Below are 19544 nucleotides of genomic sequence, written 5' to 3'. Positions count from 1 at the left end.
CTGGCCCGCGACAGCGCCGCCAGGCCGGGCGCGTCGCTTGCGCGGCCGTCGCCACTCTACAGATCATTCGGGGACCCTCACATGCAACTGGTTGTAAAGACCGTAGCCGCAGCATCCGTGAAAACCGCCACTCTGGTCGTTCCGGTCGGTGAAGGCCGTCAGCTTGGCGCCGTCGCCAAGGCCATCGACCTGGCGACAGAAGGCGCCCTGGCAGCCATCCTCAAGCGCGGCGATCTGGTCGGCAAGCCGGGTCAGACCCTGTTGCTGCACAACCTGCCGGGCCTCAAGGCCGAGCGCGTACTGCTGGTCGGCTGCGGCAAGGAAGAGGCTTTGGGCGACCGCACCTGGCGCAAGCTGGTCGCCAGCGTCGCCGGGGCTCTGCGCAACCTGGCCGGCACCGACGCCGTGCTGGCCTTGGACGACATCGCCGTGACCAATCGTGACGGTCATTACGGCAAATACCGCCTGCTGGCAGAAACCCTGCTCGACGGCACCTACGTGTTCGACCGTTTCAAGAGCCAGAAAGCCGAGCCGCGCGCCCTGAAGAAGGTCACCCTGCTGGCCGACAAGGCCGGCCTGTCCGAGGTCGAGCGCGCGGTCAAGCACGCCACCGCCATCACCAGCGGCATGGCGCTGACCCGCGACCTGGGCAACCTGCCACCGAACATCTGCCACCCCAGCTTCCTCGCCGAGCAGGCCAAGGATCTGGGCAAGGCGCACAAGGGCCTGAAGGTCGAAGTGCTCGACGAGAAGAAGATCAAGGACCTGGGCATGGGCGCGTTCTACGCCGTCGGCCAGGGCAGCGATCAGCCGCCACGACTGATCGTCATGCAGTACCAGGGCGCCAAGAAGACCGACAAGCCGTTCGTGCTGGTCGGCAAGGGCATCACCTTCGACACCGGCGGCATCAGCCTCAAGCCGGGCGCCGGCATGGATGAAATGAAATACGACATGGGTGGTGCGGCCAGCGTGTTCGGCACCCTGCGCGCGGTGCTCGAACTGCAACTGCCGATCAACCTGGTGTGCCTGCTGGCCTGCGCCGAGAACATGCCCAGTGGCGGCGCGACCCGACCTGGCGACATCGTCACCACCATGAGCGGGCAGACCGTGGAAATCCTCAACACCGATGCCGAGGGCCGTCTGGTGCTGTGCGATACCCTGACCTACGCCGAGCGCTTCAAGCCGCAGGCCGTGATCGATATCGCCACCCTCACCGGTGCCTGCATCGTCGCCCTGGGCAGCCACACCTCCGGCCTGATGGGTAACAACGACGATCTGGTCGGTCAACTGCTCGACGCCGGCAAGCGCGCCGACGACCGCGCCTGGCAACTGCCGCTGTTCGAGGAATACCAGGAACAACTGGACAGCCCGTTCGCCGACATCGCCAACATCGGCGGCCCGAAGGCGGGCAGCATCACCGCCGGCTGCTTCCTGTCGCGCTTCGCCAAGAACTACAGCTGGGCGCACCTGGACATCGCCGGCACCGCCTGGACCAGCGGCGGCAAGGACAAAGGCGCCACCGGGCGTCCGGTGCCCCTGCTGACCCAGTACTTGCTGGACCGCGCGGGCGTTTGATGGCAGCGAGGCGATGGCGTTGCCGTCGCCTCGTCGCTGACGACCTGACCGACCATGAGCAAAGTCGACTTCTACATTCTGCCCACCGACTCGCTGTCGGCGCGCCTGGACTTCGCCTGCAAGCTGTGCGAGAAGGCTTGGCGCCTGGGCCATCGGGTCTACCTGCATTGCCAGGACGAGGCGCAGCGCGTGGATCTGGACGAACGCCTGTGGCGCTTCAGGGGCGAGGCGTTCGTCCCCCACGACCTGGCCGAGCAGCACTCTGAAGCCCAGGTGGCCTTGGGCATCGACGCCAGTGCGGGCGAACATCGCGACCTGTTGATCAACCTCGGCGCCAGTGTGCCGGCCTTCGTCGGCCAGTTCGAGCGGGTGGCGGAAATCGTCGTCGAGGACGCAGCCATCCGCCAGTCGGCCCGAGACCGATTCCGTTTCTACCGTGAACAGGGCTATGCTCTGCAAGATCACCGCTTACAGCGACTTTGACGACGATGGACAAACCCACTTCCCAGAACCCATCCGCCCACCTGCTCGACGACCTCGAGTCGATTCGCCAGCTGTTGGGCGACGCCGACCTGCAGCCGCCGCTGCTCACCGAAACCGTCGAGCAGATGCCCCTGCACCTCGACGAGCCGTTGCCCGTTTCCGAGACAAGCGCCGAACCGGCACCGGCGCCAGCCGAAGACTCGCAAACCCGCCGCCAGGACACCCTGTTGCACCTGGACGCCGAGTTGCGCGCCGCCGCGCAATCGATCATGCAAGACGTGATCAACGACTACACCCCGCACATCGAAGCCGAAATCAAGCGTCGCCTCGAGGCGCGCATGGAACGCCTGATCAAGCGTTCGGAGTAAGCCGCTGCGCGCTGCGCGTTGCGCTCATCGTGGTCCAGCTTCGATGAGCCTGACGCGCGCCCTCCTTGTCGCTTGCAGCTCGCAGCTTGGTTATACTTCCCGGCTTTCCCGAATTAATGCCTAAGGGTCCCGCCGCGCATGGATAAGACCTACCAGCCGCACGCCATCGAAACTTCCTGGTACAACACCTGGGAGTCGGAAAACTATTTCGCTCCGCAAGGTGCAGGCGAGTCCTACACCATCATGATCCCGCCGCCGAACGTCACCGGCAGCCTGCACATGGGCCACGGCTTCAACAACGCGATCATGGACGCCCTGATTCGCTTCCGCCGCATGCAGGGCCGCGACACCCTGTGGCAGCCGGGCACCGACCATGCCGGCATCGCGACGCAGATGCTCGTCGAACGCCAGCTCGAAGCCAAAGGCCAGAATCGTCACGACTTGGGCCGCGAGCAGTTCCTGGAAAAAGTCTGGGAGTGGAAAGACCAGTCCGGCGGCAACATCAGCCGTCAGATTCGTCGCCTGGGTTCGTCGGTCGATTGGAGCCGTGAGCGCTTCACCATGGACGACGGCCTGTCCGAAGCAGTGAAAGAAGCGTTCGTGCGCCTGCATGAAGACGGTCTGATCTACCGCGGCAAGCGCCTGGTCAACTGGGACACCAAGCTGCACACCGCCATTTCCGACCTCGAAGTGGAAAGCCACGACGAAAAGGGCCATCTGTGGAACCTGCGCTACCCGCTGGCCGATGGCGCCACCACGGCCGAAGGCAAGGACCACCTGGTGGTGGCCACCACCCGTCCGGAAACCCTGCTGGGCGACGTCGCCGTTGCGGTCAATCCGAACGATGAGCGCTACCAGGCCCTGATCGGCCAATTCGTCGAGCTGCCGCTGGTCGGTCGCCGTATCCCGATCATCGCTGACGATTACTGCGACCCTGAATTCGGCACCGGCTGCGTGAAGATCACCCCAGCCCACGATTTCAACGACTACGAAGTCGGCAAGCGCCACGACCTGCCGCTGCTGAACATCTTCGACAAGAACGCCAGCGTGCTCGCCGCCGTGCAGGCCTTCAACCTCGATGGCAGCGTCAACGAGGGCGTCGATACGTCCCTGCCGGCCCAGTACGCCGGGCTCGACCGTTTCGTCGCGCGCAAGCAGATGGTGGCTGATCTGGATGCCCAGGGCCTGCTGGTGAGTGTCGACGACCACGCCTTGAAGGTGCCCAAGGGCGACCGCTCCGGCACCATCATCGAACCTTGGCTGACCGACCAGTGGTACGTCTCCACCAAGCCCCTGGCCGAGCCTGCCATCGCTGCCGTGGAGGATGGCCGGATCCAGTTCGTGCCCAAGCAGTACGAGAACATGTACTTCTCCTGGATGCGCGACATCCAGGACTGGTGCATCAGCCGTCAGCTGTGGTGGGGCCACCGCATCCCAGCCTGGTATGACGAAGCTGGCCAGGTGTATGTCGGGCGCAACGAACAGGAAGTGCGCAGCAAGCACAACCTGGGTGCCGACGTGACCCTGCGCCAGGACGACGATGTCCTGGACACCTGGTTCAGCTCGGGGCTGTGGACCTTCTCCACCCTGGGCTGGCCGGAACAGACCGAGTTCCTGAAGAAATTCCACTCCACCGACGTGCTGGTCACAGGCTTCGACATCATCTTCTTCTGGGTCGCCCGGATGATCATGCTGACCATGCACCTGATCAAGAACGAAGACGGCACCCCGCAGGTGCCGTTCAAGACCGTGTACGTGCACGGCTTGGTGCGTGACGGTCAGGGACAGAAAATGTCCAAGTCCAAGGGCAACGTGCTCGACCCGCTGGACATCGTCGACGGCATCACCCTCGAGGCGCTGCTGGAGAAACGCACCAGCGGCATGATGCAGCCCAAGCTGGCCGAGAAGATCGCCAAGCAGACCAAGGCCGAATTCCCCGAGGGCATCGCCAGCTACGGCACCGACGCCCTGCGCTTCACCTTCTGCTCCCTGGCCTCCACCGGTCGCGACATCAAGTTCGACATGGGCCGTGTCGAAGGCTATCGCAACTTCTGCAACAAGATCTGGAACGCCGCCCGCTACGTGCTGGACAAGGGCGAAGATTGCGGCCAGAACGGCGAAGCCTGTGAGCTGTCGCTGGCCGATCGCTGGATCATCTCGCAGTTGCAACGCACCGAAGCCGAGGTGACCCGCCAGCTCGAGCAGTTCCGTTTCGACCTGGCCAGCCAGGCGCTCTACGAGTTCGTCTGGAACCAGTACTGCGACTGGTACCTGGAGCTGTCCAAGCCGGTGCTGTGGGACGAGAACGCGCCAATCGAGCGTGCTCGCGGCACGCGTCGCACGCTGGTGCGCGTGCTGGAAGTGGTGCTGCGCCTGGCCCATCCGTTCATGCCCTTCATCACCGAAGAAATCTGGCAGCGCATCGCGCCGCTGGCCGGTGTTCAGGGCAAGACCATCATGCTGCAGTCGTGGCCTGTGGCCAACGAAAGCCGCATCGATACGGTCGCAGAGGGCGATATCGAGTGGCTCAAAGAATTGATGGTGGGCCTGCGCAACATTCGCGCCGAAATGAACATTGGCCCAGGCAAGCCGCTGCCGCTGTTCCTGAAGAACGCCAACGCCGACGACCAGCGTCGCCTGCAGGACAACGAAGCCCTGCTCAAGAAGCTGGCCAAGGTCGAGTCCTTCACCGTGCTCACCGAGCAGGACGAAGCGCCGCTGTCGGCGACCGCCCTGGTAGGCGATCTGCAGGTGCTGGTGCCCATGGCTGGCCTGATCGACAAGGATGCCGAGCTGGCCCGCCTGAATAAGGAAATCCAGCGCCTGCAGGGCGAAGTCCAGCGGGTCGGCGGCAAGCTGTCCAACGCCGCCTTCGTCGACAAGGCACCGCCGGCGGTGATCGAGAAGGAGCGCGCCAAGCTGGCTGAGTCCGAACAGGCACTGGCCAACTTCACCGAGCAACACGCGCGGATCGCTGCGCTGTAATCAACACACCGTTGGGGCCGCTTGGCGGCCCTGTCGCGGCACGAGGCCGCTCCTGCACGCCACTAGGCGCTTGCCGGAGCGGCCTCGCCGCGACAGGGCCGCGAAAGGTTCGCAACACCGGATGCGACCATGATCGACAAACCTACCCTGCACCCACGCAACCGCCATCAGGGCCGCTACGACTTTCCCCGGCTGATCGAGGCACACCCCGATCTGGCCCGCTTCACCCTCACCAATCCCCATGGCAAACCCAGCATCGACTTCGCCAATCCCGAAGCCGTGCGCGTGTTCAACCGCGCGTTACTCAAGGCCCAATACGGCATCCAGCACTGGGACATTCCCGCCGATTACCTCTGCCCGCCCATCCCAGGCCGCGCCGATTACATTCATGTGCTGGCCGATCTGCTCGCCGAAGACAGCAGCGGACAGATTCCACGCGGCCCGAAAGTGCGCGCACTGGACATCGGCGTCGGCGCCAACTGCATCTACCCACTGATCGGGCACAGTGACTACCGCTGGTCATTCCTGGGCTCGGACATCGATCAGGTGGCACTGGCCTCGGCCAAGACCATCGTCCAGGCCAATGGCCTGAGCAAGGCCATCACGCTGCGCCAGCAACCTGAGCGCACCCGTATCCTCAGCGGCCTGCTGCAGGCCAGCGAACGCTTCGACCTGACCCTGTGCAATCCGCCCTTCCACGCCTCGCGCGAAGAAGCCACGCGCGGCAGCCAGCGCAAATGGAAGAACCTCGGCAAGCAGGACCCCAAGCGCCGGTTGCCGGTGCTCAACTTCGGTGGGCAGAACAATGAGCTGTGGTGCGAAGGGGGCGAGATTCGCTTCGTCAGCCAGTTGATCAGCGAAAGCGTGCAGTACGCCAGCCAAGTGCTGTGGTTCACCAGTCTGGTGTCCAAAGTCGGCAACCTGCCCGGGATCGAAGCAGCACTGAAGCAAGCGGGCGTCAGTGACCAACGCGTGGTCGCGATGGGCCAAGGGCAGAAGCAAAGCCGCATGGTCGCCTGGAGCTTCCACGACGACAGCGCCCGGGCTGCCTGGTCCAGCGGTCGAGACAAAACGCGGGCATGAAAAAAACGCGCCCGGACAAGCCGGGCGCGGTTTCAACGAAGCATCGACAATTACTTGTTGACGGCGTCGGTCAGCACTTTTGCAGGTACGAACTTGACGACTTTCTTGGCCGCGATTTCGATGGCAGCGCCAGTCGAAGGGTTACGGCCGGTACGGGCAGGACGCTCGGAGACTTTCAGCTTGCCGATGCCCGGCAGAGTGATTTCAGCGCCGTTTTCCAGTTGGTCGGCAACGATCTGGCCCAGTTGCTCCAGGGCGTTGCGCGCGGTGGTCTTCGGCGCATCGATGGCTTCGGCGATGTCGGCAATCAGTTGGTCTTTGGTCAATGCCATGGTGGTGTTCCTTCCCTATCAAATCAGAGGTATGCAGCGTGCTTCATCGTTATCGGGCCTGCACGGAAGTCCCGGCTAGCCTCGCCAATCGCGAATGTAGATGCGCAAATCGACGTTTGGTTCGACACGAGGCAAGCGAGCTGCCAGCAATGCGCCACCCCAAGGGGCGCAAGACGGCGCAAAACTAACACAGGCCTGCGGAAATATCCGCTGCCGACACTGTTTTTATTCAGGTTTTTCGGGGGTTTTGCCGAAAAAACCGACTTTTGATCAAAAAACATACAGCACCGTGTATCTGCCACGATCTGACCACTGCATCGCCCCCGCCCTGCGGTAAACTGCGAGACTTTGCAGCGCGGCGTTCCACCGCCCCTTTTTTCAGAGAATTCCATGCCAATCCGTCATTGCATCGTTCACCTGATCGACAAGAAGCCCGATGGCAGCCCCGCCGTGCTCCATGCACGAGACACCGAACTGGCTGCATCGGATGCCATCGAAAATCTTCTGGCTGACCTCAACGACAGCTACAACGCCAAACAGGGCAAAGCCTGGGGCTTCTTCCATGGCGAGTCCGGCGCCTATCCGCTCAGCGGCTGGCTCAAGCAGTACCAGGAGCAGGAAAAAGACTTCGCCACCTTCAGCCGCGTGGCGGTCGAGCACCTGCAGAAGCTGATGGAGGAGTCCAACCTGTCCACGGGTGGTCATGTGCTGTTCGCCCATTACCAGCAAGGCATGACCGAGTACCTGGTCATCGCCTTGCTGCACCACAGCGAAGGCGTGGCAGTGAACGCCGAACTGGACGTCACGCCATCGCGTCACCTGGACCTGGGGCAACTGCATCTGGCGGCGCGTATAAATCTGTCCGAATGGAACAACAACACGCACTCACGCCAGTACATTTCCTTCATCAAGGGCAAGAACGGCAAGAAGGTTTCGGACTACTTCCGTGATTTCATCGGCTGCCAGGAAGGCGTCGACGGCCCTGGCGAAACCCGTACCTTGCTCAAGGCCTTCAGCGACTTCGTCGAGAGCGAGGATCTGCCTGAAGAAGCGGCGCGGGAAAAGACCCAGACCCTGGTCGACTACGCCACCAGTCAAAGCAAGCAGGGCGAGCCGATCACCCTGGAAGAACTGTCGAGCCTGATCGACGAAGACCGCCCCAAAGCGTTCTTCGACCATATTCGCAACAAGGATTACGGGCTATCGCCGGAAATCCCAGCGGATAAGCGCACCCTCAACCAATTCCGTCGCTTCACCGGCCGGGCCGAGGGCTTGTCGATCAGCTTCGAAGCGCACCTGCTGGGCTCGAAGATCGAGTATGACGAAGCGGCCGGCACGCTGGTGATCAAAGGCCTGCCCACGCAGTTGGTCGATCAGCTCAAACGTCGCAAGGACTGAGTTCGGTTGCGACCTGCTCACTGACATAGGAGGCCACCAGGGCCTCCTTGGCGCACTTGCGCAGCTTCTTCACCAGCCGCTCCTGTTGCAGCGCCTGGCGCCTGTCGGGCCACTGCTCCACATACACCAGCGCCTGCGCAGGGCTGGTCTTGAAATAGCGCGCGCCCTGCCCGCTGCAGTGCTTGAGAAAGCGCCGCTGGGGATCGTCGCTGATACCGCAGTACAGCGAGCCATTGGCCGCCCGGACCAGATAGACGAACCAAGGCTTGCCTGGCGCCTCGGCTATCGACTCACCTTCCACGACGCTACGCCTCAGCGCGCCTGGAACGCGCGCAGGCCATTCAACGCCTGCTGACGCACCTTGTTGCGCAGCATCGGACTCCAGCCCAACAGCAGGCCTGGCGTACCCAGTGCCTGACGCGACCAGCGCCACACATCGAAGCTGTCGTCATGCTGGCAGATCAAGCCGTCGCGAATCACGAAGCAGGCCTGGATATCGTTGACCACCGTACGGCCGGTCTGGCCAAACACATAGGTGGCGACCCAATGCGCGCTGCCGCCGCGCGTGTCGGCGCGCACATGGTCGAAGGTCAGGGAGAAATCCTTGGCGCGGCTGACCAACATTCGCCACATATCGCCTGCATCCTTGCCCCTCAGGGTACCGAAGGCCGGATCGCTGAAGACGATGTCGTCGCTGTAGCAGGCCACCATGGCCTCGGCGTCCAGGCGCTGGAAGGCCTGGTAGAAACGGGTGATCAAGGCGCTGTTGGCGTCGCTCATGGGGCAGATCCGTGAAAGGGATTGAAGGCTGCACGATAATCCGCGCAACCTGCGGGCGCCATGCCCATCATTGCGGTGAACAAGCCAATGAGCGGGCGTTCAGCGCTGCACACGCTCGCTGACCACCTGCACATGCAGGGCCCGCCCGGCACCCAGCCCGAAGACGATAGCGCCCAGGCCCAGCACGCCGAAGATCCAGCCCACCGCAGCCCAGCCGCCGGTCAGGTCGTGCACCAGGCCAACGGCGAACGGCCCCATCGATGCCAGGGTGTAGCCCACGCCTTGAGCCATGCTAGACAGGTTGGCGGCGACGTGGGCGTCCTTCGAACGCAATACGATCAGGGTCAAGGCCAAGGCAAAGGTGCCGCCCTGCCCCAGCCCCAACAACACGGCCCAGCCCCAGAGCCCGGAAACCGGGGCGTACAGACAGCCGAACAACCCGCACAGGGTAATCAGCATGACCAGCACGATCGCCAGCCGCTGATCCTTGCCTCGGGTGGCCAGCCACGGGGCGCTGAGCGAACTGATCAGTTGCACCAGCACCGATCCGGACAGCACCAGCCCTGCTTCGGTCGGGCTCAGGCCACGGCCGATGAGGATGGAGGGCAACCAGCCGAACACGATGTAGGCCAGCGACGACTGCAGGCCCATGTACAAGGTCACCTGCCAGGCCAGCGGATCGCGCCAGAGGCCCCGTACCCGGTAGGCGACCTTATGGGCGCCGTGCCCCTGGCGAGCCTGCGGCATCCACACCAGCATCGCCAGCAGCGCAGGCACGGCCCAGAAGCCCAGGCCCAGCGCCCAACGGTCGTCGAAGACATGACTGAGCGGCACGGTACTGCCCGCCGCCATGGCCGCGCCCAGGCACAAGGCCATGGTGTAGACCCCAGTCAGCGTGCCGGCATGGGCGGGGAAATCCCGTTTCACGATGCCTGGCAGCAACACGCCGATGATGCCGATACTGGCACCGGCGATGAGACTGCCGATGAAGACTCCAGCGACACCCAACGCACTGCGCACCACGATACCCAGGGCCAGCATCAGCAGAATGCCGAGAATTACCCGTTCGCTGCCCAGGCGCCGCGCCAGCACGGGTGCCAACGGCGCGAAAAGCCCCAGGCACAAGACTGGCAGGGTAGTCAGCAGACCTGCCGCCGAAGCGTTCAAGCCCAGGCCATCGGACACCTGCCCCAGCACCGGCGCCATGCTCGACAGCGCCGGGCGCAGGTTCAGAGCGACCAGCACCAGGCCCAGCAACAGCAGCCAGGGGCGCTGCAGCGTCACCGGCTGCTGCTGGACCTGCTCGTCATCGGCCTCGGCATCGATCAGCCACTCGTCGGCTTCGTGCTGTTCGGGCTCGGCCCCGTTAACCCGCTTCAAGCGGGCAACGCGTCGAGCAGCGCCTGGTTCATCTCCGGCGTGCCGATGGTGATGCGCAGGAACTGGTCGATGCGGGTCTGCTTGAAGTGACGCACGATCACCCCGTGTTCACGTAGACGCGCCGCCAGTTGTGCAGCGTCCTGTTGCCGATGGCGAGCGAAGATGAAGTTGGCCGCCGAGGGCAGCACCTCGAAGCCGCGCGCGGTCAGTTGCTCGACCAGTGCCTCGCGGCTGTCGATGACCTTTTGGCACGTCTGTGCGAAATAGGCCTCGTCCTCGAACGCTGCAGCCGCGCCGGCAATGGCCATGCGGTCCAGCGGGTAGGAGTTGAAGCTGTTCTTGATCCGCTCCAGGGCTTCGATCAGATCGGGATGCCCGACGGCCAGACCGACCCGCAGCCCAGCCAGCGAACGCGACTTGGACAAGGTCTGGGTGACCAGCAGGTTGTCGTAGCGCGCGACCAGGCTGATCGCCGTCTCGCCGCCGAAGTCGATATAGGCTTCGTCCACCACCACCACCGAGTCACGATTGGCCTGCAGCAGTTGCTCGATGGCCTGCAATGGCAGCAGACAACCCGTGGGCGCGTTGGGATTGGGGAAGATGATGCCGGCATTGGGGCGCTGATAGTCCTCGATGCGGATCTGGAACGCCTCGTCCAGCGCCACGGCTTGGTACGCAATGCCGTACAGACCGCAGTACACCGGATAGAAGCTGTAGCTGATGTCCGGGAACAGCAGCGGCCCCGGGTGCTGGAACAGTCCGTGGAAGATGTGTGCCAGCACCTCGTCCGAGCCATTGCCGACGAACACCTGCTGCGCGCTGACGCCATAGTACTCAGCGACTGCCTGCTTGAGCCGATCACCGTTGGGGTCCGGGTACAGGCGCAGGTCATCGTTCAACTGCTCGCGCATGGCCTGCAAGGCCTTGGGTGATGGGCCGTAGGGGTTTTCGTTGGTGTTGAGCTTCACCAACCGTGCGAGCTTGGGTTGCTCGCCTGGGACATAGGGCACCAGATCCTTGACGAAGGGGCTCCAGAATCGACTCATGTTCAGTTCCCCTTGTTGTCGAGAATACGGAATTCGGCGCTGCGCGCGTGGGCGGTCAACGACTCGCCACGGGCCAGTACGGATGCGGTATGCCCCAACTGCGAGGCACCCTGCTCGGAGCAGAAAATGATCGAGGAGCGCTTCTGGAAGTCGTAGACGCCCAGCGGTGAGGAGAATCGCGCCGTGCCGGAGGTAGGCAACACGTGATTGGGGCCAGCGCAGTAGTCGCCCAGTGCTTCGCTGGTGTGACGTCCCATGAAGATCGCTCCGGCATGGCGGATCTGCCCCAGCCAGGCCTGCGGGTCGGCCAGCGAAAGCTCCAGGTGTTCGGGCGCGATGCGATTGGCCACCTCGATGGCCTGCTGCATGTCGCGCACCTGGATCAGCGCACCCCGACCATTGATCGATTTCTCGATGATGTCGGCGCGCTCCATGGTCGGCAGCAGTTTTTCGATGCTGGCGGCGACGCGGTCGAGGAAATCGGCATCCGGGCTGACCAGGATCGCCTGGGCATCTTCGTCGTGCTCGGCCTGGGAGAACAGGTCCATGGCGATCCAGTCCGGATCGGTCTGACCATCGCAGACCACGAGGATCTCCGAAGGGCCGGCGATCATGTCGATGCCGACCTGACCGAACACATGGCGCTTGGCAGTGGCCACGTAGATGTTGCCCGGGCCGACGATCTTGTCCACCTGCGGGACGCTTTCGGTGCCGTAGGCCAACGCTGCGACTGCCTGTGCACCGCCAACGGTGAACACCCGATCGACCCCGGCAATGCAGGCCGCGGCCAGCACCAGCTCGTTCAGCTCGCCCCGTGGCGTCGGCACCACCATGACCACTTCGCCAACCCCGGCAACCTTGGCAGGAATCGCGTTCATCAGTACCGACGAAGGGTAGGACGCCTTGCCGCCCGGCACGTACAGCCCGGCGCGGTCCAGCGGAGTGACTTTCTGGCCCAGCACCGTGCCATCGGCCTCGGTGTACTGCCAGGAGTCCTGTTTCTGCCGCTCGTGGTAGCTACGTACCCGATTGGCAGCGGTTTCCAACGCCTCGCGCTGCGCTGGAGTGATGCGCGTGAGCGCCAGTTCCAGGCGCTCGCGGTCGAGGATCAGGTCATCGATGCTGCTGGCCTGAACGCCATCGAAGCGCTGGGTGAACTCCACCAGCGCGGCGTCGCCTCGCTCACGCACGGCCTTGATGATGTCGAGCACCCGCTGATTGACCGCGTCGTCGGACACGCTCTCCCAGCTCAGCAGATGATCCAGATGGCGTGCGAAATCCGGATCGGCAGCGTTGAGACGGGCGATTGCAGTGGACAGCGTCATGACGAGGGCCTCGTTTTAGTGGCGAATGCTCAGGCGCCCTAGGCTACCAGTCGATCCGCGCGGGCACCCGAGAAAAGTGGCAATGACGCGGATCGACGGGCGCGACAGCGAAGGTCGCGCGCAGAGGTCAACCGCGGTGTCGCGACTCGACAGCCTTGCGCAAGGTGTCGATGAGGGTCTGGATGCGGGCGTGCTGCATCTTCATGGAGGCCTTGTTCACCACCAGTCGCGAGCTGATCGTGGCGATCAGTTCCTGGGGTTCGAGACCGTTGGCGCGCAAGGTGTTGCCGGTGTCCACCACGTCGATGATCTTGTCGGCGAGGTTGATCAGCGGTGCCAGTTCCATGGAGCCGTACAGCTTGATGATGTCGACCTGACGGCCCTGCTCGGCGTAGTAACGCTTGGCGACATTGACGAACTTGGTGGCTACGCGCAGACGCCCCTTGGGCTCCGGCGCACCCACCACACCGGCGGTCATCAGCTTGCATTGGGCGATCTGCAGGTCCAGCGGCTCGTAGAGCCCCTGGCCGCCGTATTCCATCAGCACGTCCTTGCCAGCCACGCCCAGGTCGGCAGCGCCGTGCTCGACATAGGTCGGCACATCGGTGGCGCGCACGATCAGCAGGCGCACGTCGTCCTGCGTGGTTGGGATGATCAGCTTGCGGCTCTTGTCCGGATTCTCGGTCGGCACGATACCGGCCTCGGCCAGCAACGGCAGGGTATCGTCGAGAATACGGCCCTTGGAAAGCGCGATGGTCAACATTGCAACGTCGGTCCTTAAGCAGCTACGGCCGGCCGGGTCCTGGACCCGACCGCGTTCGATTCGGCTGGCACGTCCTTGTGCCGATCACAGGCAGAAGCCGGATTAACCCGGTACGCGACGGATCTTCGCGCCCAGCATCTGCAGTTTTTCTTCGATGCACTCGTAGCCACGGTCGATGTGGTAGATGCGATCGATCAAGGTATCGCCTTCAGCCACCAGCGCAGACAGCACCAGGCTGGCCGAAGCGCGCAGGTCGGTGGCCATGACCGGAGCACCCTTGAGCGCAGTGACGCCGGTGACGATGGCGGTGTTACCTTCGACCTGAATCTGCGCGCCCATGCGGTGCATCTCGTACACGTGCATGAAGCGGTTTTCGAAAATGGTCTCGATCACGGCACCGGTGCCTTCGGCGATGGCGTTCAGGGAAATGAACTGCGCCTGCATGTCGGTGGGGAACGCCGGGTACGGGGCGGTACGCAGGTTGACGGCCTTGGGCCGCTTGCCGTGCATGTTCAGCTCGATCCAGTCTTCGCCAGTGGTGATCTCGGCGCCGGCTTCCTTGAGTTTCTCCAGGACCGCTTCGAGGATGGTCGGATCGGTGTCCTTGACCTTGACCCGACCACCGGTGACGGCGGCGGCGACCAGGTAGGTGCCGGTCTCGATACGGTCGGGCATCACCCGGTACGTGGCCGAGTGCAGGCGCTCGACGCCATCGATGGTAATGGTGTCGGTGCCCGCGCCCTGGATCTTGGCGCCCATGGCGATCAGGAAGTTGGCCAGGTCGACCACCTCAGGCTCGCGCGCCGCGTTCTGCAGCACGCTGCGACCCTTGGCCAGCGCAGCGGCCATCATGATGTTCTCGGTACCGGTCACACTGACGGTATCGAAGAAGAAGTGCGCACCGCGCAGGCCGCCTTCAGGCGCCTTGGCCTTGATGTAGCCGCCTTCGACCTCGATCTTCGCGCCCATGGCTTCCAGGCCACGGATGTGCAGGTCGACCGGACGCGAACCAATGGCGCAACCGCCTGGCAGGGCCACTTCAGCCTCACCGAAGCGAGCGACCATCGGGCCGAGCACCAGGATCGAGGCGCGCATGGTCTTGACCAGCTCATACGGCGCGACCAGGGTCTTGATGGTGCGCGGGTCGATTTCCACGGCCAGCTTTTCGTCGATCACAGGCTCGATGCCCATGCGCCCGAACAGCTCGATCATGGTGGTGATGTCGTGCAGGTGCGGCAGGTTGCCGACGGTAACCGGGCCATCGGCCAGCAGTGTCGCCGAAAGAATCGGCAGTGCCGCGTTCTTGGCCCCGGAAATGCGGATTTCGCCGTCGAGACGTGCGCCACCCGTGATAATCAGTTTGTCCATTTCAATCTCGCCGCCAACTGTTGGCTCAGGTGCGCTCAGCCCAGGCTGCGCTGCTGAAAAATTTCATGGTTACCGCATGGATGCTGCCGTCGGCGATCCACGGATTCAGGTGAGCATAGATCGCCTGCTGGCGCTTGACCGGGCTCTGGCCGGCCAGCTCGTCGCTGATCACGTTCAACTGGAAGTTGCAGCCTTCGCCCTCAACTTCGACCCGGGTTCCCGGCAGTTTTTCTTCAAGGAAGCTCTTAACTTCTACGGCCTGCATGCTCAACCTCAATCGGCGCCCAGTGCGCGCGGGTCGGCCATCATACAAAAAAGCCCCTCGCCTGCGAAGCCCAATAGCTGGACGCGCTGACCGAGGGGCGTTTTCGGCGAGGCGGGCTATCAGCCCGCCAATACCTCGTCGAGACCATAGACCTCGGCGATTTCCCGCATATCAGCGGGCATGTTCCGGACTTCGCATGCCTTGCCGAGGCCTTGCCCATCACGGATGAACGCCAGCAGCAAAGACAGCCCCACGCTACTGGATTTGCTCACCGCCGCGCAATCGAGCACCAGCCGCGGCTCACGGCTGGCGGCGATCAGCGCCTTGCCCTGTTTGCGCAAGACGGGCCCGCTGCGATAGTCCAGCACGCCGGCCAGGCTCAGCACGCCCGGCTGGGCCATGCTTACCCCGGACTCGCTCATTTGACCGCCTTCTCGGGCGAGTTGTCGGCAGTTTCCTTGGCCTTGGCCACTTCGCCAGCCCAGCCGTCGATGGTCTTGTCCAAGTCGTTGCGGTTGCGATTCATGGCATCGGCGAACTGGTCACGGAACAGTTTGCCGATATTGATACCGTTGACGATGACGTTACGCACCTTCCACTCGCCACCCAGGTTTTCCAAGGTGTAGGACACCGGATAGATAGCCCCGTTGTTGCCGGAAACCTTCATGCCGACCGTTGCGCGATTATCTTTAACGGCACTGCCCGGATCGACGGTAATACCCTGATTGTCGTAATCGAGCAGCGCATTGCCGTAGAACTGGAACAGGCTGCGACGGAAGTTATCCTGGAAGCGCTGCATTTGCTCAGGCGATGCCCTGGGCGAGTACTTGACCGTCATGATGCTTCTGGAGATGCCGTCGGCATCGACCACAGGGCCAAGGATGCGGTTGAGCGCCTCATAAAACGCCGTGGGGTTGGAGCGGTACTGTGCCTTGTTGGCCTTTAGGTCGGACAGCAGCTCATTCGTGGTGCTTTGCACCACATCGCGCGGGGACTGCCCGGGAGCCGCCAGGGCCATCAAAGGGAGAGTCGCCAGCAACACCAGCAGACCACGTCGCAGGATCGAAATCATGGAAATTCCTCAATTAGCTGGTTGGGCTTCTTTGGGTTCCTTGCCAACGGAGTTGAGCAGGAACTTGCCAATCAGATCTTCAAGCACCAGGGCCGACTGGGTGTCGTGAATCGTGCTGCCCTCTTTGAGCACAGCTTCCTCGCCGCCCACGCTGATACCGATGTATTTCTCGCCGAGCAACCCAGCGGTCAGGATCGACGCCGTGGAATCGGTCGGCAGGTTATTGACCGACTTGTCCAACTGCAGCGTGACCCGACCGGTGAAGGAGTCGCGATCCAGATCGATGGCGGTGACCTTGCCAATGGTCACACCGGCCATGGTCACCTTCGCTCTGACAGTCAAACCGGCGATATTGTCGAAGTAGGCATAAACTTTATAGGTGTCGGTGCTCGGGCTGGCCGACAGCCCGCTGACGCGCAGAGCCAGCAGCAACAGCGCCAGGATCCCGGCCAGGAGGAACAGGCCGACACCGATTTCCAGGGTGCGGTTTTGCATCAGAAATCTCCAAACATCAAGGCGGTCAGAATAAAGTCCAGACCCAGGACGGCCAGCGAGGCATAGACCACGGTCCTGGTGGTGGCACGGCTGATCCCTTCTGAGGTGGGTTCGCAGTCATACCCTTGGAATACGGCAATCCAGGTGACGACGAAGGCGAACACCAGGCTCTTGATCAGCCCGTTGATCACGTCGTCGCTGAACGACACGCTGTTCTGCATGTTGGCCCAGAACGAGCCTTCGTAGACGCCCAGCCAGTCGACGGCCACCCAGGAGCCACCCCAGATACCGACCACGCTGAAGATCAGGGCCAGCAGCGGCAACGAGATGAAGCCGGCCCACAGACGCGGCGCCACGATGTACTTGAGCGGATCGACGCCGATCATCTCCAGGCTGGAGAGCTGCTCGGTCGACTTCATGTTGCCGATTTCGGCAGTGAGCGCGGAGCCTGCACGGCCGGCGAACAGCAACGCGGTGACGACCGGACCCAGTTCACGCAGCAGCGTAAGCGCGACCATCTGGCCCACGGCCTGTTCCGAGCCGTACTTGGTGAGAATGCTGTAGCCCTGCAGAGCCAGCACCATGCCGATGAACATGCCGGAAACGACGATGATCGCCAACGACAGCACACCGACCGAGTACAACTGCCGGGTGAGCAGTTGAAAGCCGCCGCCGATACCGCCACGCCCGGCCAGAGCATGGAAGAGGAACAGGCAGGAACGCCCAAGCACGGCCAGCACGTCGATAGCCGCGCGACCGAACAGGCGAATGCGTTCGAGTAAGGATTTTCTGCGCATCAACGCGCTCCCAGCAGATCGGCGCGGTAGTCTGGCGCGGGGAAATGAAAGGGTACCGGCCCGTCCGGATCGCCCTTCATGAATTGACGAATGCGCGGGTTGTCCGAGCCCATCAGTTCGTCGGGCGTGCCCTGCCCCAGCACCTGACCGTCACCCACGACATAGAGATAGTCGGCGATGCTCGCCGTCTCGGCCAGGTCGTGGGACACCACGATACTGGTGATACCCAAGGCATCGTTGAGCAGGCGGATCAGTCGTACCAGGACGCCCATGGCGATGGGGTCCTGACCGACGAAAGGTTCGTCGTACATCAGTATCTGCGGATCGAGCGCGATGGCACGGGCCAGCGCGACACGGCGCTTCATGCCGCCGGAAAGCTCGTCGGGCATCAGGTCGATGGCGCCGCGCAGGCCCACGGCCTGCAGCTTCATCAGCACGATGTCGCGGATCATCTCGTCGGGCAGTTCGGTGTGTACCCGCAGGGGGAATGCCACGTTCTCGAAGACGTCCAGATCGGTGAACAACGCACCGCTCTGGAACAATACGCCCATCTGCTTGCGGGCATCGAACAGATCGCTGCGCGACAGCGCAGGCAGGTTCTGACCGGCGACCCAGACCTCGCCGCTGGAAGGACGCAACTGCGCGCCCATCAGGCGCAGCAGCGTGGTCTTGCCGCACCCGGAAGGCCCCATGATGCCGGTGACCTTGCCATGGGGGATACGGATGTCGACGTTGTTGAAAATGCTGCGCGAACCGCGTTTGAAGGTCACACCCTTCAACTCGACCGCGTAGGCGCTATCCGAACTCATCTAGACTCCTTGCTAGGTGGCCTCGTCAACATGGACGCCGCTCCTCATGAGGAAGACACGTGCGTCCCGGCGGGCCAAACAGCGGCGAACTATAGCACTGCGTACAAGGCTCCCCAAGGTACTTTCCCAGGGTCGTTCAGGCGCCATACAGCAACCGGCGCGTGTCTCTACGACAACTCGAAGGTGAGGGTTTCTCACATTGTCGCTATAATCGGCGCCTTTTCATCAGGCATTGCTTTTTCGACATGAGCCAATCCAGCGAGCTGATCCACTCCGCCCAGCGTACCCTGAGCCTGGAACTCGAGGCCGTACAAGGCCTGCGGGCGCGTATCGACGACAATTTCGTCAAGGCTTGCGAGCTGATTCTGGGCAGCAAGGGGCGCGTCGTGGTGGTCGGCATGGGCAAGTCCGGCCATATCGGCAACAAGATCGCCGCCACGCTGGCCAGTACCGGGACACCCTCGTTCTTCGTGCACCCGGCCGAGGCCAGCCACGGCGACATGGGCATGATCACCCGCGACGACATCATCCTGGCCCTGTCCAATTCCGGCAGTACTGCCGAAATCGTGACCTTGCTGCCGCTGATCAAACGTCTGGGCATCTGCCTGATCAGCCTGACTGGCAAGGTGGACTCGCCGCTGGCCCAGGCCGCCGAAGTGAATCTGGACGCCAGCGTCGCCCAGGAAGCCTGCCCGTTGAACCTGGCTCCGACGTCGTCAACCACCGCGGCCCTGGTGCTGGGCGACGCGCTGGCCATTGCCTTGCTCGAGGCCCGCGGCTTCACCGCCGAGGACTTCGCCTTCTCCCATCCGGGGGGGGCACTGGGACGTCGCTTGCTACTCAAGGTCGAGCACGTCATGCATGCCGGTGACGAATTGCCGCAGGTACAACGGGGCACCCTGCTCAAGGACGCGCTGCTGGAAATGTCGCGCAAGGGCCTGGGCATGACGGTGGTCATGGAGCCCGACGGCCGGCTGGCCGGCGTCTTCACTGACGGTGACCTGCGCCGCAGCCTGGATCGCAACATCGACGTGCATCGCACGCTGATCGACGAAGTGATGACTGTCCATGGCAAGACCGCCCGCGCCGAAATGCTCGCCGCCGAGGCCCTCAAGATCATGGAAGACCACAAGATCAGCGCGCTGGTGGTGGTCGACGAGCAGGATCGCCCGACTGGCGCGCTGAACATGCACGACCTGCTGCGTGCTGGAGTGATGTGA

General features: G+C 63.2%; 21 protein-coding genes. 7 read left to right on the top strand and 14 right to left on the bottom strand.

Translation table 11 applies throughout. The features are described 5' to 3' along the window. Positions 1 to 81: 81 nt before the first annotated feature. The 5 genes from Q6A47_RS07850 to rlmF all read left to right on the top strand — a co-directional run bounded on the left by Q6A47_RS07850 (position 82) and on the right by rlmF (position 6494). Positions 82 to 1575 carry a leucyl aminopeptidase gene (locus Q6A47_RS07850; protein ID WP_304483845.1) on the top strand — a complete coding sequence of 498 codons (1494 nt, stop codon included), beginning with the start codon at positions 82 to 84 and terminating at the stop codon, positions 1573 to 1575. Between the two features lie 54 nt (positions 1576 to 1629). After that, positions 1630 to 2058 (top strand): DNA polymerase III subunit chi, encoded by a 429-nt coding sequence (locus Q6A47_RS07845; protein WP_304483844.1) that lies wholly within the window; start codon positions 1630 to 1632, stop codon positions 2056 to 2058. 5 nt (positions 2059 to 2063) lie between these two features. Further along, on the top strand, positions 2064 to 2426 hold the full coding sequence (locus Q6A47_RS07840; protein ID WP_304483843.1) for a DNA polymerase III subunit chi: 363 nt from the start codon (positions 2064 to 2066) through the stop codon (positions 2424 to 2426). 138 nt (positions 2427 to 2564) lie between these two features. After that, the gene (locus Q6A47_RS07835; RefSeq protein WP_304483841.1) at positions 2565 to 5411 is read left to right on the top strand and encodes a valine--tRNA ligase; all 2847 of its coding nucleotides are present in this window, start codon (positions 2565 to 2567) and stop codon (positions 5409 to 5411) included. A 129-nt stretch (positions 5412 to 5540) separates the two neighbouring features. Then, the gene (gene rlmF, locus Q6A47_RS07830; RefSeq protein ID WP_295484303.1) at positions 5541 to 6494 is read left to right on the top strand and encodes a 23S rRNA (adenine(1618)-N(6))-methyltransferase RlmF; all 954 of its coding nucleotides are present in this window, start codon (positions 5541 to 5543) and stop codon (positions 6492 to 6494) included. 50 nt (positions 6495 to 6544) lie between these two features. Here rlmF and Q6A47_RS07825 read toward each other — a convergent pair whose 3' ends face one another. Next, on the bottom strand, positions 6545 to 6826 hold the full coding sequence (locus tag Q6A47_RS07825) for an HU family DNA-binding protein (RefSeq protein ID WP_029613585.1): 282 nt from the start codon (positions 6824 to 6826) through the stop codon (positions 6545 to 6547). Between the two features lie 390 nt (positions 6827 to 7216). Between Q6A47_RS07825 and yejK the strand changes: the two genes are divergently transcribed. Then, a complete protein-coding gene (gene yejK / locus Q6A47_RS07820) occupies positions 7217 to 8224 on the top strand; it encodes a nucleoid-associated protein YejK (RefSeq protein ID WP_039575640.1) in 1008 nt (335 codons plus the stop codon). Here the strand turns inward: yejK and Q6A47_RS07815 are convergent. From Q6A47_RS07815 to Q6A47_RS07755, 13 genes are all read right to left on the bottom strand, one after another. Continuing rightward, on the bottom strand, positions 8205 to 8525 hold the full coding sequence (locus Q6A47_RS07815) for a GIY-YIG nuclease family protein (RefSeq protein ID WP_029613587.1): 321 nt from the start codon (positions 8523 to 8525) through the stop codon (positions 8205 to 8207). The two genes, yejK and Q6A47_RS07815, sit on opposite strands and share 20 nt — an antisense overlap. 11 nt (positions 8526 to 8536) lie before the next feature. Continuing rightward, the gene (locus Q6A47_RS07810; protein ID WP_304483836.1) at positions 8537 to 9004 is read right to left on the bottom strand and encodes a nuclear transport factor 2 family protein; all 468 of its coding nucleotides are present in this window, start codon (positions 9002 to 9004) and stop codon (positions 8537 to 8539) included. 99 nt (positions 9005 to 9103) lie between these two features. Then, positions 9104 to 10384, bottom strand: coding sequence for a CynX/NimT family MFS transporter (locus tag Q6A47_RS07805; protein WP_304483834.1), 1281 nt, complete (start codon positions 10382 to 10384; stop codon positions 9104 to 9106). After that, positions 10381 to 11430 carry a histidinol-phosphate transaminase gene (gene hisC, locus Q6A47_RS07800; protein ID WP_029613590.1) on the bottom strand — a complete coding sequence of 350 codons (1050 nt, stop codon included), beginning with the start codon at positions 11428 to 11430 and terminating at the stop codon, positions 10381 to 10383. Before hisC ends, Q6A47_RS07805 begins: the two co-directional genes overlap by 4 nt. Before the next feature lie 2 nt (positions 11431 to 11432). After that, entirely contained in the window at positions 11433 to 12755 is a 1323-nt protein-coding gene (gene hisD, locus Q6A47_RS07795) for a histidinol dehydrogenase (RefSeq protein WP_304483831.1), read from the bottom strand. 127 nt (positions 12756 to 12882) lie between these two features. Beyond that, a complete protein-coding gene (gene hisG, locus Q6A47_RS07790) occupies positions 12883 to 13518 on the bottom strand; it encodes an ATP phosphoribosyltransferase (protein WP_029613592.1) in 636 nt (211 codons plus the stop codon). Between the two features lie 102 nt (positions 13519 to 13620). Next, positions 13621 to 14886, bottom strand: a complete 1266-nt coding sequence (murA, locus tag Q6A47_RS07785) for a UDP-N-acetylglucosamine 1-carboxyvinyltransferase (RefSeq protein ID WP_039575629.1) — start codon at positions 14884 to 14886, stop codon at positions 13621 to 13623. Positions 14887 to 14911: 25 nt separating this feature from the next. Further along, on the bottom strand, positions 14912 to 15151 hold the full coding sequence (locus Q6A47_RS07780) for a BolA family protein (protein ID WP_029613593.1): 240 nt from the start codon (positions 15149 to 15151) through the stop codon (positions 14912 to 14914). Positions 15152 to 15270: 119 nt separating this feature from the next. Then, positions 15271 to 15573, bottom strand: coding sequence for an STAS domain-containing protein (locus tag Q6A47_RS07775; protein WP_304483828.1), 303 nt, complete (start codon positions 15571 to 15573; stop codon positions 15271 to 15273). Next, the gene (locus Q6A47_RS07770) at positions 15570 to 16223 is read right to left on the bottom strand and encodes an MlaC/ttg2D family ABC transporter substrate-binding protein (RefSeq protein ID WP_304483826.1); all 654 of its coding nucleotides are present in this window, start codon (positions 16221 to 16223) and stop codon (positions 15570 to 15572) included. The genes Q6A47_RS07775 and Q6A47_RS07770 overlap by 4 nt, the downstream gene beginning before the upstream one ends. 9 nt (positions 16224 to 16232) lie before the next feature. Beyond that, complete coding sequence (gene mlaD, locus Q6A47_RS07765) at positions 16233 to 16718, bottom strand: outer membrane lipid asymmetry maintenance protein MlaD (RefSeq protein ID WP_039575620.1); 486 nt, start codon at positions 16716 to 16718, stop codon at positions 16233 to 16235. Further along, positions 16718 to 17515: a lipid asymmetry maintenance ABC transporter permease subunit MlaE gene (gene mlaE, locus Q6A47_RS07760; RefSeq protein ID WP_039575617.1), complete on the bottom strand. Its 798-nt coding sequence runs from the start codon at positions 17513 to 17515 to the stop codon at positions 16718 to 16720. Before mlaE ends, mlaD begins: the two co-directional genes overlap by 1 nt. After that, positions 17515 to 18324 carry an ATP-binding cassette domain-containing protein gene (locus Q6A47_RS07755; RefSeq protein WP_029613597.1) on the bottom strand — a complete coding sequence of 270 codons (810 nt, stop codon included), beginning with the start codon at positions 18322 to 18324 and terminating at the stop codon, positions 17515 to 17517. The genes mlaE and Q6A47_RS07755 overlap by 1 nt, the downstream gene beginning before the upstream one ends. Positions 18325 to 18569: 245 nt before the next feature. Between Q6A47_RS07755 and Q6A47_RS07750 the strand changes: the two genes are divergently transcribed. After that, positions 18570 to 19544, top strand: a complete 975-nt coding sequence (locus Q6A47_RS07750; RefSeq protein WP_029613598.1) for a KpsF/GutQ family sugar-phosphate isomerase — start codon at positions 18570 to 18572, stop codon at positions 19542 to 19544.

This window comes from Pseudomonas boreofloridensis (assembly GCF_030580795.1).
Lineage (GTDB): Bacteria > Pseudomonadota > Gammaproteobacteria > Pseudomonadales > Pseudomonadaceae > Aquipseudomonas > Aquipseudomonas boreofloridensis.
This window is presented reverse-complemented; position numbering and strand designations above follow the sequence as displayed.